This window comes from Rheinheimera tangshanensis (assembly GCF_014645135.1).
Classification (GTDB): Bacteria; Pseudomonadota; Gammaproteobacteria; order Enterobacterales; family Alteromonadaceae; genus Pararheinheimera; species Pararheinheimera tangshanensis.
In genome coordinates this window covers 1-12,696 of sequence record NZ_BMLH01000018.1, presented here as the reverse complement: position 1 = coordinate 12,696, position 12,696 = coordinate 1, and the positions used below count along the sequence as shown (strand labels likewise).

At 44.8% G+C, this 12,696-nt stretch carries 11 protein-coding genes; 6 read left to right on the top strand and 5 right to left on the bottom strand.

Annotated elements, in window-relative coordinates:
- Positions 1 to 128: 128 nt before the first annotated feature.
- A complete protein-coding gene (locus tag IEW88_RS18550; protein ID WP_147905549.1) occupies positions 129 to 644 on the bottom strand; it encodes a hypothetical protein in 516 nt (171 codons plus the stop codon).
- Between the two features lie 69 nt (positions 645 to 713).
- Positions 714 to 1,772 carry a GlxA family transcriptional regulator gene (locus IEW88_RS18545; protein WP_185148668.1) on the bottom strand — a complete coding sequence of 353 codons (1,059 nt, stop codon included), beginning with the start codon at positions 1,770 to 1,772 and terminating at the stop codon, positions 714 to 716.
- 93 nt (positions 1,773 to 1,865) lie between these two features.
- Between IEW88_RS18545 and IEW88_RS18540 the strand changes: the two genes are divergently transcribed.
- Positions 1,866 to 2,036 (top strand): hypothetical protein, encoded by a 171-nt coding sequence (locus IEW88_RS18540; protein WP_185148669.1) that lies wholly within the window; start codon positions 1,866 to 1,868, stop codon positions 2,034 to 2,036.
- A gap of 15 nt (positions 2,037 to 2,051) precedes the next feature.
- Here the strand turns inward: IEW88_RS18540 and IEW88_RS18535 are convergent, their stop codons facing one another.
- On the bottom strand, positions 2,052 to 2,939 hold the full coding sequence (locus IEW88_RS18535) for an NAD(P)-dependent oxidoreductase (protein WP_147905551.1): 888 nt from the start codon (positions 2,937 to 2,939) through the stop codon (positions 2,052 to 2,054).
- A 101-nt stretch (positions 2,940 to 3,040) separates the two neighbouring features.
- Here IEW88_RS18535 and IEW88_RS18530 point away from each other — a divergent pair, with 101 nt between their 5' ends.
- Together IEW88_RS18530 and IEW88_RS18525 are read left to right on the top strand one after the other, a co-directional pair.
- Positions 3,041 to 3,526, top strand: coding sequence for a glutathione peroxidase (locus IEW88_RS18530; RefSeq protein ID WP_147905552.1), 486 nt, complete (start codon positions 3,041 to 3,043; stop codon positions 3,524 to 3,526).
- Between the two features lie 88 nt (positions 3,527 to 3,614).
- Entirely contained in the window at positions 3,615 to 4,598 is a 984-nt protein-coding gene (locus IEW88_RS18525; protein WP_147905553.1) for a 2-hydroxyacid dehydrogenase, read from the top strand.
- A 34-nt stretch (positions 4,599 to 4,632) separates the two neighbouring features.
- Here IEW88_RS18525 and IEW88_RS18520 read toward each other — a convergent pair whose 3' ends face one another.
- Positions 4,633 to 6,849 (bottom strand): S9 family peptidase, encoded by a 2,217-nt coding sequence (locus IEW88_RS18520; RefSeq protein ID WP_147905554.1) that lies wholly within the window; start codon positions 6,847 to 6,849, stop codon positions 4,633 to 4,635.
- A 292-nt stretch (positions 6,850 to 7,141) separates the two neighbouring features.
- Here IEW88_RS18520 and IEW88_RS18515 point away from each other — a divergent pair, with 292 nt between their 5' ends.
- The 3 genes from IEW88_RS18515 to IEW88_RS18505 all read left to right on the top strand — a co-directional run bounded on the left by IEW88_RS18515 (position 7,142) and on the right by IEW88_RS18505 (position 11,920).
- Entirely contained in the window at positions 7,142 to 9,733 is a 2,592-nt protein-coding gene (locus IEW88_RS18515; protein WP_147905555.1) for a TonB-dependent receptor plug domain-containing protein, read from the top strand.
- Positions 9,734 to 9,840: 107 nt separating this feature from the next.
- Positions 9,841 to 10,725 (top strand): alpha/beta fold hydrolase, encoded by an 885-nt coding sequence (locus IEW88_RS18510; RefSeq protein ID WP_147905557.1) that lies wholly within the window; start codon positions 9,841 to 9,843, stop codon positions 10,723 to 10,725.
- A gap of 82 nt (positions 10,726 to 10,807) precedes the next feature.
- Positions 10,808 to 11,920 (top strand): META domain-containing protein, encoded by a 1,113-nt coding sequence (locus tag IEW88_RS18505; RefSeq protein ID WP_229670624.1) that lies wholly within the window; start codon positions 10,808 to 10,810, stop codon positions 11,918 to 11,920.
- A 33-nt stretch (positions 11,921 to 11,953) separates the two neighbouring features.
- Here the strand turns inward: IEW88_RS18505 and IEW88_RS18500 are convergent, their stop codons facing one another.
- Complete coding sequence (locus tag IEW88_RS18500) at positions 11,954 to 12,232, bottom strand: hypothetical protein (protein ID WP_147905556.1); 279 nt, start codon at positions 12,230 to 12,232, stop codon at positions 11,954 to 11,956.
- Between the last annotated feature and the right edge of the window lie 464 nt (positions 12,233 to 12,696).

Sequence of the window (12,696 nt, the reverse complement as noted above, 5' to 3'; positions counted from 1 at the left end):
AGGTTTGTTTGGCGATAGATCTGATCACCGAACACCATGAATGTTCTCACTTACTTAATTTTTTGTATCACCTCTATGATTTTACTCATATTTTTGTGGGGATACCTCAGGATCTGACCCCAATTTCATCAGCGAAACGCTTTAGCCTGCATACCAGCCCCAGCATTATCTCTGTTAATATCACCGCTAATTAAGGCTATCGCATTTTTAGTGCTGACTACTGTCACTTTGTCTATATCGCCAATGAGCATTACAAAAGCAGTTTGTTGGTTGGCCAGCCTGTACCAGCCTACTTTGTAGTTAGGCAGATTGATTGCGTTGACAGCAACTACAGGTTTGAATTCTCCCAATTCATCACAAAATACCACTGACACTTTACTTTGCGCTGAGTGAATATCATCAATTTTCGTCTGGTATAAACCTGCTTTTAGTTCCAGCGAGTTCTCAGTCATTAACAAGGTGTTATTACTAAACTTCAGACTGAGCAGTAAGAAACACAAACTACAAAAGCTGAATAGCCACAAGGATTGTCTTAACCAAAGAGGTTTAAAATACACCAGCGCCCATAAAATAAGCGCCGGAAGCACCAGGCAGACAATAAAAAGCAGTGCATAAAGATGCCAGCCGATCTCAGATAAATACATTTAATTTACTTTCATCAATGAATTGGCCACATGATAATAGCACAAAACAAACTTTTCCTGATTCATTTGTTAAATTTTGTTAACTAAGAGTGCCGTCATTGATGATGCTGCGGACTCCCGCTCCCGGCCACTGACAGGACAGCAGTTAATTTGTGGCTCAAACATGAACTTTTGCCGATAGGCTTTGGGCGTCAGACTGGTGTAATGCACAAACAACTTACGAAAAGACGAAATATCCTCATAGCCTACCTGCTGCATAATATCTTCCGCTGTCCACAAGGTATTCTCCAGCAACGACTTCGCTCTCTCAATACGCAAACGTTGCAAATAGGCCATAGGCGTTTCATTCAGATGTTGCTTAAAACGCCGGATCAAAGTGCGGGGGGTCATTGCAAAGGTTTCTGCTAATTGCTCCAGGCTAACAGGCTCCGCTAAATGAGCCTGCAAGTACTGCTGAATCTCGGCGAGCTTGGCATCTTTGTGTTGCGGCGCCAGCTGCAAAGACAGATAAGGCAGCTGTGAGGTTCGGTTTGGGTCAGTCAGCATAATTTTTGCCATTTGTTGAGCAAAAGCCGTATCCATACACAGCTCAACAAACCGCAGGCACAAATTAAGGTATGAGGTAGTAGCACCGCCCGTTAAAATGGTTTGCTGCTGCACCACAAGCTGCTGTAAATCCAGTTTGACCAGCGGAAACATCTGGCGGAAATAGTCTTTAAAAAACCAGACTGAAGTCGCCTGCAGGCCATTTAACAAGCCCGTTCCGGCCAGAGCAAAAGTGCCATTACAAAAAGCGCCGAGCCACTTGCCCTGTTGCAGCATCTGCTGTAACTCTGTCTTGTAAGGCAGCAATTCCTGACTGACTCGCTGCAGGTCTTTTGAGTTATAGGCGTAAAAGCCTGGGATCAACAGAATATCAATCTGAGTAAAATCTACAGCTTCAACCTGCAACGTAAAAGGCCCTTGCCGTACCTGAAGACGAGGCCCCATCAATACAGTTTCAAATAACAGCTGATCACTTTGCTGGATCAGTTGCCAGTATTTATTGCAGTAGGTAAAAAAATCCATCACCCCTGTCACACTGCTCATCACTACGTCGTGATCTACCCAAATACCGATGCGTTTCATGTTGTCACTTTCAACCATAATTGCGTCATTAGTGACACTTTAGACCGCTTTCATACCGGAGTAAAGTACCAGCATCAACAACAGGAGGTGGTTATGTTTCAACTGTCAAAACGCACTACAGTATGGGCTTTATTGGCTCTGGTCTGGGCTATGGTGGTGGGACTGGCGCTGCAGATAAGCCCGGATCCTATGCTGCATCTGGTGCACATTCCGCTGTTACTGGTACTGACTTTAGGTTTAGCCAGCACCAGTCTGGATGACTAGAAACGTGGAAGAAAGCTAAACTTTGCGCTGCAATACAGTCAGCAAACTGGACGTATCCCAACGCCCACCACCCATGGCCTGCACTTGGGCATAAAACTGGTCGACTAAAGTAGTCAGTGGCAAAGTGGCACCGTTGTAGCGGGCTTCGTTTAGCGTAATAGCTAAGTCTTTGCGCATCCAGTCGACCGCAAAGCCAAAATCGTATTTGCCTTGCAGCATAGTGGAACCGCGGTTTTCCATTTGCCAGGATTGAGCTGCACCTTTGCTGATGGTATCCAATACGGCCTGACCATCCAATCCGGCCTGTTGGGCAAAATGCATAGCTTCAGCCAAGCCTTGTACTACGCCGGCAATACAAATTTGATTGACCATTTTCGCCAGTTGTCCTGAACCTGCAGGCCCTAATAAACGAGCGCTGCGGGCGTATTTCATCAATGTTGCTTCCGCTTTGGCAAAATCAGCAGCCTCTCCACCCAGCATAATGGTTAATAAGCCATTCTGAGCGCCCGCTTGTCCGCCTGAGACTGGTGCATCTAAGAAGCCTATACCTTTCTCTTTACAAGCTAAGGCCAGTTCACGGGCTAAATCAGCTGAGGCTGTGGTGTGGTCTATCAGTAAAGAGCCTGGGCGCATCGCAGCTAAAACGCCCTGCTCACCATAGACCACAGAACGTACATCGTCGTCATTGCCTACACATAACATCACCAGATCGGCACCTGCGGCAGCCTCTGCTGGAGTTGATGCACAGGTCCCGCCATACTGCTGCACCCAATCCTGCGCTTTCTGCTGAGTTCTGTTGTAGACACAGACCTGCTCGCCTTTGTGCTGTAAATGGCCAGCCATAGGAAAACCCATAACACCTAAGCCAACAAAGGCAACTTTTTGTTGTGATAATTTTGACATAATTTTGACTTATTTCTGTGACAGACTTGAATACCAAGAAGCTTACTAGAATCAGGGCCTCTGACGCAAAAGCATCAGACGAGTTGCACAAAAGGACAGTTATGCCAAAGGTTCATCATTTTAAAGTGAAGGATAGTCAGGATCAGGTTGTGGATTTAGCCCAATACCGGGATAAAGTAGTGTTGATCGTGAATACAGCCAGCCAGTGTGGTTTTACCTCTCAGTATCAGGAACTGGAAGCTTTATATCAGCAATACAAAGATCAGGGCTTTGTGGTACTGGCTTTCCCCTGTAATCAGTTTGGTGCACAGGAACCAGGTTCCAATGCTGAGATACAACAATTCTGCCAACTCAATTATGGGGTCAGTTTTCCAGTCTTTGGCAAAGTGCAGGTGAATGGTCTGGATTCAGATCCCTTATTTGAATATTTAAAAGATCAGGCCCGTGGCTTGATGAAAACCCGCGCTATTAAATGGAACTTCACTAAGTTTTTAGTCAATCGCCAAGGGGATGTGGTGAAACGTTATGCACCACGAACCAAACCATCCAGCCTGCATCAGTCCATTGAGGAAGTGCTTGCCAGCTAGACGAGCAACTGGAACTTGATTAAAAACAACAAAGCTGACGGCTTTTTGCGTTACTCTGAGTGCCAGAGCCACAGCAAGGAGCCCCACAATGAAAATTGCAGTTTTTAGCGCGCAAAAATACGATCAGGAAAGTTTTAGACAATGGGCTGATCCCAGCCTTGAGTTTAGTTTTTTTGATGTGCCTCTGAATCAACACAACGCAGGATTAACCAAGGGGTATCAGGCGGTCTGTGTATTTGTGAATGATGATTTATCAAAATCTGTGTTAGAAGAGCTTAAAGCTATGGGTGTGGGCATGATTGCCTTGCGCTGCGCAGGCTTTAATAATGTTGATTTAGCCGCAGCCAAGGAGTTAGGGCTACGAGTAGCCCGAGTACCGGCCTACTCACCTGAAGCTGTCGCTGAACATACAGTCGCGATGATCCTCTGCTTAAACCGCAAATTACACAAAGCCTACAACAGAGTACGGGACGATAATTTTGCGCTGGATGGCTTGCTGGGATTTAACCTGCATGGCAAAACTGCAGGTCTGATTGGTACTGGTCGTATAGGGGTAGCGACAGCCAAAATTTTACTTGGTTTTGGTATGCAGCTGCTCTGTTACGACATCAAAATAGATGATGAGCTGGTAAAAGCCGGTGTGCGGTATTTGCCTTTGGACGATCTCTGGGCCCAGTCCGATATAATCAGCCTGCACTGCCCTCTGACTCCTCAAACCCAACACCTGATTAACGACCACAGCCTTGCACAAATGAAAGATGGTGTGATGTTAATCAACACCAGCAGAGGTGGCCTGATTGACACCAAAGCGGTAATCAAAGCACTGAAGAGTCGTAAGATTGGTTATTTAGGCCTGGATGTGTACGAGCAGGAAGCCGATCTGTTTTTTCAGGATTTATCAGGGCAGCTGATAGACGATGAAGTCTTTAAACGTCTGCTGACTTTCCCTAATGTATTAATCACCGGACATCAGGCATTTTTCACCCAGGAAGCGTTACAACAAATTTGTCAGGTCACCAGCGAGAATCTATTGGCGTTTAAAACCAACAAATTAAGCGGCAATGAGCTTTGATGATAAGGGCGGGTTTATGCCCGCCCCTTCCACATTATTGTTTTAACTGGCGTTCAAAAAACGCCGTAATGGTTTTATGTAAATGGGTTTGCACTGGCTGACCAAACATCGAGTGTTTACTGCCAGGATAATCCATGCTGTCGAATAATTTCCCTTGTTTTTGCAGCTCAGAATATAGCTTGGTGCTATGAGTAAAGAGCACGTTGTCATCTGCCATGCCATGATAAATCAGCAGGTTGCCCTGATAATCTTTCACGTAAGGGAAAACCGAGCTCTGCTCATAACCCGCTTTATTGCTTGCAGGATGGCCTAAATAACGTTCTGTGTAATGGGTGTCATACAAAGCCCAATCGGTCACCGGAGCGCCTGCGACACCGGCTTTAAAATAATCACCAGCCTTAAACATCGCCATAATGCTCATATAGCCACCGTAACTATGGCCATAAATACCGATACGCCCCGCATCGACATAAGGCAGGCTGCGCAGATACTCCACGCCGGTAATTTGGTCTTCTAGTTCAACCACAGCCAGCTTTTTGTAGATTGGATCTTCAAAGGCTTTACCACGGTTTTCCGAACCTCTGTTATCCAGTTGGAATACGATATAGCCGTTTTGTGCCAGGTATTGGAAATACAGGTCTTTCGCGCTCCAGCTATTAGTAACACGCTGTGCACCTGGTCCGCCGTATACACCGACGATAACAGGATATTTTTTGCCCTTTTCAAGCTCTGCGGGTTCAAAGGCACGATAATGCAAGGTTTGGCCATCTTTGGCTTTTAACGTGCCAAAACGCGGTTTCACCAGTTTATCTTTGTACTGCGCCAGCGGATGTGAACCAGAGACTTCATTCGATTCCAGTACCGTCAGCACTTTGCCTTCCACGCTTTTAAGCTCCACCTTAGTCGGCTGTAGCACACTGGAATAGCTATCGATAAAGCTCTGGCCGGTTTCAGCCATGACCACAGCATGAGAAAACTCAGCCTGAGTCAGTCTCTTACTTTCACCACCTTTTACGTCTACCGAATACAGATGACTTTCCAGCGGAGTATCTTTACGGCCAGAGAAATAAATGATGCCCTGCTCTTCGTTAATGGCTTCTATCTTATTTACTATCCAATCGCCTTTGGTCAGTTGACGAACTAAAGTGCCATCAAGTTTGTAAAGATACAGATGTTTGTAACCGTCCCGCTCAGATGCCCAGACAAAATGTTGCTTATCTTTTAAGAAGTGCAAATCGTCATTTAAATTTAACCAGGTAGGACTTTGCTCTTTCAACAGCACTTTGGTTGTGCCTGATGGTAATTCGACAGCACGTAATTCCAGATGCTGCTGATCACGACTTTGCCACTGATAAGTCAGTAAAGACGCGGATTTACTCCAGTTAACCCGTGCCAGGTAAATATCCTGTTCTTTGCCTAAGTCCAGCCATTGCACCGCAGGTTGTTGTACTGCAACCACACCCAGCTTCACTTTTACGTTGGCGGTGCCGGTAAATGGGTAACGCTGATTAAAGAGTTTAATTTCATCGGCATAAATTTCATTACGCACAGCTTCGGCCACAGGCGATTCATCAATCTGGCTAAAAGCAATTTTGCTATCGTCAGGCGCCCACCAGTAGCCAGTCATTCTGCCCATTTCTTCCTGGGCAACAAATTCAGCCATACCATTTTTAATCAGACCCTGACCATCTTGGGTCAACTGAGTTTCTTTGCCTGATTTGAGGTCCAGCACAAAAATATTTTGTTCACGAATAAAAGATACATACTGACCTTTGGGCGATATTTGTGCATCGGTTTCGAAGGCTTCAGTGTTGGTTAACTTTCGAGCTTTCTGGCTGGATAAGTCGTAATAATACAAATCACCGTTCAGTGGAAATAGCAAAGCTTTACCATCTTTCGACCAGTTATAGCTGACAATTCCACTGGCAAATAAGCGTAACCGCTCTCGTCTGGCTTTTTCTTCATCAGAGAGCAACTCAGGGCCGCTAAACAATTGATTTGAATCAACTAAAATGCTGTGTTTGTCTGTTTTGATCTGGTACTGCCACAGATCTAATCTATTGGCATCTGTGTCTTTGCCTTTCAGGTAAGTCACACGACTGCCGTCGGGAGAAAAGCTTAAAGAACGTGGCGCTGTGCCGCTTAATGCAGGTTCTGCAAACAAACGTTCTAAAGGTAAATTAACGTTTGCCTGAGCTGTTGCAGAGAGTAATACAGTTGCCAGGCTTACCGGAGTCAGAATTTTTTTCACAACTAGAAATCCTTGAGTAAATGAACCCAGCTATCTGAATCGACTTTGATTAAAACAGCAAGTCGGATCAGACATTTTTCAGTTATTTTCGTTCAATTTTTTAGTCATACTTCTGTAAAAAATCGGCCCAAGGCCACGCAAAGCACCAGAACGGTGCGATGATTCACCAAAAAGGAGCGATCAGATCACAGAAAATCACGATAGACAAAGATGAACTTTTCAAATATGGTCATATTAGAGCTCGTAGATAAAAATGAGCCAAAACAAAAATCCAGATGAGAAGGCAACATCCATGAAGAAAGAATCAATCCACTACCATCCCGTTGCTGCCGCTATAAAAGTCGCTTTATGCGGCAGTTTATTGATCAGCACCTCTTTGTTAGCACAAGAAACCACTGATGCAGTAGCAGAAAAGAAAGCTGAAGATGCTGCGGTTGAAAAAATTGTTGTAATAGGTGCCCGTGGAGCGCCGCGCTCTGTAGGTGATTCAGCTGTACCTGTGGACGTTATAGGTGGCGAAGAGTTCTCAAAAACTGGCACCAGCGATATGGTCAGCTTAATGACAGCTGCAGTACCTTCATTTAACGTGAGTGCTCAGCCCATTAACGATGCTTCAACCTTAATACGCCCGGCAAACTTACGCGGATTGCCACCAGACAGCACCCTGGTATTAGTCAATGGAAAAAGACGTCACCGCGCTGCAGTCATCACCTTTTTAGGTAGCGGTATTTCGGATGGTTCACAAGGTCCGGATATTTCAGTGATTCCATCCATTGCACTAAAACAAGTTGAAATATTACGGGATGGCGCGGCAGCACAATACGGTTCTGATGCTATAGCTGGTGTGATTAACTTTCGCTTAAAAGATGCTGCAGAAGGCGGTTCTTTTGAAGTAAAAAGTGGTCAGTTTTATGAAGGCGACGGCGATTTGCGCCAGGTGTCAGGTAACATAGGTTTGCCCTTTACCGATAATGGCTTTGCTAATATCAGCGGCGAATTCAAACAGGCAGACCCGACCAGTCGTTCAGTGCAACGTGGTGATGCTACAGCTTCTGCGGCTGCAGGTAATCCGTTTATCGAAAATCCTGCTCAAGTCTGGGGTTCACCTGAATTTAAACGTGATGCGAAATTATTTGCCAATCTAGGCTTGGAAGTAGCGAAAGACCGAGAGTTTTATTTATTCACTAACTGGGCAGAACGTGACGTAGAAGGTGGCTTTTATTATCGTCACCCTACCACTCGCAGTGGAGTCTACTCCAATGACGAGGGTAAAAACTTACTGATTGGTAACCTGGATGAAAGCTTAGGTGCTTGTCCAAGTGTTGCAGCTCAAAACCCTGATGGCTCAATCCGTAACCATGGAGCTATACAAGGGGACGTCGATGCGCTTCCTGCTCACTGCTTCACCTATTACGGTATGTTACCCGGCGGTTTTACACCTAAGTTTGGTGGTGTTATTACTGATACGGCTATAGCTTCAGGTGTGAAGGGTGAACTAGACTCCGGCTGGGCTTTTGATGCCAGTATGTCTGTAGGCCGCAGTGAGGTTGAGTTTTATATTAAAAACACACTGAACGCGTCCTTAGGACCTGATACTCCGCGAGCTTTTAGCCCAGGTAAATATGTGCAGCTGGAAAAAGCAGCTAACTTAGATTTTAACAAGCCATTTGAACTTGATGCGCTACCATACCCATTAAATGTCGCAGGTGGTGTGGAATATCGTGATGAAACCTTTGAAATTTATGCAGGTGATGCAGCCTCTTTTGAAGTGGGTCCTTTGGCTTCACAAGGTTTTGGTATAGGTTCAAACGGTTTCCCAGGTTTTAAACCAGAAGATGCGGGTTCATTCAATCGATACAGTTACGCTGCTTATACAGAGTTAGGTGCAGAATTCAGTGACAGTTTCCGTATGGATTTTGCGCTGCGCTTTGAGGACTTTGAAGACTTTGGTGATACCACCAACGGCAAAGTGACCGCACGTTACCAGGCTACAGATGAAATTGCTTTCCGTTCTGCAGTCAGTACGGGTTTCCGGGCACCTACAGTAGGTCAAAGTAACGTACGTAATGTGACAACATCATTCAGCCCTGCAGGTCTGGTTGATACAGCCACTTTACCGCCAACTCACCCTATTTCAATCCAAAAAGGTGGTAAACCTTTAACTCCGGAAGAATCGAAAAACTTCTCCATAGGTACAGTACTTGAAGTGAACGATTGGTATGTGACTTTGGATTATTTCCATATCAAAGTAGAAGACCGTATCAGTCAGACTTCCTCTCTGGATTTAACTGCCGAAGACATTGAAGCGCTATTAGCTTTAGGTGTCAAAGATGCCAGTAGCTTTACTGGCGTGAAGTACTTCACTAACGACTTTGATACCACAACTCAAGGTTTGGACTTAGTTGCTAACTATAGTTTTGATCTGTGGAATGGCCGTACTGGTTTAGCTTTTGCGTATAACTGGACAGATACAGCAGTAGACAGCTACTCAAGCAATATCAGCGAAGCTAAGGTAGAGCAATTAGAACGTGGTTTACCTAAAGTTCGTGGCAGCTTCACAGTAAACCAGAATTATGGTGACTGGAAAGGTTATGTCCGTATCAATCACTTCGGCTCTTTCTATGAAGACCATTTAGACAGTGGTGTATTGACAGCTGTGGACGGTGGTTTACCTATTGAAGTGGGTTCAGCAATCACCACTGACGTAGAGATCAGCTACAGTATTAACGACAGTTATGAAATCAGCGTAGGCGCTCAAAATCTGTTTGACGAATACCCTGACGAACACGAATGGCAAGGTGTTGCAGGCTCAAAATACCCGACTACGGCTGTTATGGGAATCAACGGCGGTTTCTACTACGTGCGTTTAAACTATAACTTCTGATAGACGTAAATAAACTCAAAAGCCCGGACTAAAGCCGGGCTTTTGTATTTGCAGATCTGGTATGACCATGGCAAAGTACGTTCAGGTCTGCCCAATAAAGATAAATGATGGATTTAATTCCCTGGAGTTACTCGACTCGGCACGGTTTTACCTTACGTGGATTTTATACCCCGCCAAGCGGCAAAGCAGTACTGCATATTTTGCACGGCAATGGCTATTGCAGCCGAATGTACCAACCTTTTTTAGCTCAATTACTTCCCCACTTTGATTTGTTTTTATCGGATGCTCAAGGACATGGGGACAGCGACCATGGTGGCGTTTTTGTCGGCTGGAATCAAAGTGCAGATTTGGCTTTAGAGGCTTTGCTTGCTCACAGACACTTATTTGCTGATGTCGCTTGTTATGGGCTAGGCCATAGTTTTGGTGGTGTATTGACAGCCCTTATCAATAGCAAACCAAACAGTCCATTCGATGCGGTAGTTCTACTTGACCCAGTGTTGTTTACACCCGGCATGCTGGCGCTGATGCGCACCCTCGATTGGTTTGGTTTATACCAAAAGAATCCACTGGCTAAAAAAGCATTAAATCGCCGTCAACATTGGCCAGACAGAAATTCGGCTTACAGTTATCTGCATCAAAGGGGAATGTTCAAAAACTGGCAGGATGAGGCCTTAGCAAGCTACATCGACCACGCGTTACATCACACTCAACAAGGTTTGACGTTGAAATGCAAAGCGGAGCGCGAAGCCGAAATATTTGCATCTTACCCAGCGCAGTTGTGGAGACAACTCCGGCAGTCCTGCGGCCCAACGCTTCTTATCCATGGCCACGACACCTATCCTTTTGTCAGCAAATCAGCTAAAAAATGGCACAAGATAAATCATGCTATCCAATTGCATCAGGTGAAAGGTGGGCATTGTTTTATGCAGGAAAATCCAAAGGATAGCGCATCTATCGTTTTCAACTTTCTACGACAGCAAGCTAAAGAATAAAATATGACAATTTTTAATCAGTAATACCATTCGACTGTCTGCTTAGTTGCTTTATAATGGCGCCAATTTTCTTGGGATCCAGATGAATATGAAGCAAAGTTTTATTTTAAGCGCTTTAGTCCTGGCTTTGGCTGGTTGTAGCCAGTTACCAGAGCAAGCGCCAGCCCCAATCAGTGAAGTCAGTGAGCCTGTTGTGGCTGCTGAGCCTGAACTCGTTGAAAATGAAGTATTAAATGATCATATAGCACAAGCTCAGGCTACTGATTTTGGTCATATTTTTATTGATCGTGATATGAGTTTTATAGGCACCTTGCCCTGTGAAGGTTGTCCTGGTGTAAAGTACCATGTGAATTTATTTCAGGATGGTAAGTTTGAAGCCCGTCAGGAGTTTATTGACAAGCATGAAGTGAACCTGGTGAAAGGTACCTGGTTGTTGGAAGGTCGGGTTATTCACTTGATGTCTCAGCAAACTAAAATTCCTTCATTTCAATTTGTCAGTAATAACAAAGTAGTGCTGTTGGATGAAGCTGGTAAACCTGTCATTTCCAAAGATAACTATGAATTAGTACGCTCCAACAACTTTGTGAAATTGGATACCAGCATGCAAATGTTAGGTATGTATCAGGTTATTGATAATAATGCAGTTTTTACCTCTTGTACTAGCGGCGAGAAATCAACCATAGCCATGACTCAGCATCATATTCCTATGCTGCGTAGTTATCAGACAGACAAAAACCTAAATGGCAAACCAGTGATTGCCACTATGATTGCGCGTCAAAGTCAAAAAGAAGACAAGATGCTGTTTGTTGAAAAATTTGAACAGTTTTGGCCTGGCGCTACCTGTCCGGACACACTGAATATAGCCAAAGTACAAGGTATTGTCTGGCGGGTAGAACGTGTGAAGTTTATTCAGGTACCACAGCAATATAACTTACGTATGCTGTTTAACGATAATGCAAAGTTGTATGGATTTTCTGGTTGCAACGTATTTAACGCCAGTTACAGCCAAAGTTCTAACTTGTTGAAAGTGAATCCTTTAGTAAGCACTAAAAAGTACTGTGCTCAGAGTAACTACTACGAATCAAACTTTACTCAGCACTTACAAATGGCTGATCGCATTGAATTAAATGGCGATAAGCTGCAGTTATTCCATAACAATGAAGTGGTTGTGGAGATGAAACCTGCGTTAAATTAATCCCTCTGAGTACCTTTGTGATGTCATGTGATATCACAAAGGTTCTATTTTTATCGCCTTGTCTTCTGTTACAGCCTTTATCGCCAGCTGGTTTTTGTCCGTATCCCATCGTATTGCCAGTTCACAATGATCCTGTTGTAGCCAGAATAGGCTGTTAATCAACCATCTCCGTTGTCTCCATTGACCTTTCCTGTAGTGCAGGCCTGCTCTTGCGCTTAAGGTTAAGCTTGGATTACCTCCGAGTATGGCGTTTAGTAACCTACTTAAAGCGATAAATACGTTATTGCTGTAGTTGCGTAACTTGCCTGACATCTGTTGGCCTTGAAATTGTATATCTGTTTGAATTGGAATACTTTTGCATGAAAGTGCGTAAGGTGCAATTGTCTCTAGGGGAGTGATTAGTAAAAGTAGAGTGCAATCGCCGGAGGCATTGCGCCGGTGGTGCAATTGTTGCAGGTTTTGTTCGTAATTCCGGTAGACCTGTACTGAATTTGGGGCGGTGAACTACAGTGCTCACTCCATCAGTGAGGTTCTGGGTCAGTCGGCAGCGGGCCGTCTTTTCCGGCCTTGCGCAGAGTGAATCACGACTCTGGCGGTGAACTACATTATTGCGGACAATGAGGCGACAGCAGAACCTCTTGTCCAGCCTTTCGCAGAGCTCAAGGCGTGAAACAGGCGTGACGCAAAACTGTTTGCGTCCCGAATTCCCTGTTTCACCCTGACGACCGCCTGTGGCAACGCAAATAAAAAACCCCGCTCAGTGAGCGGGGTTCTGT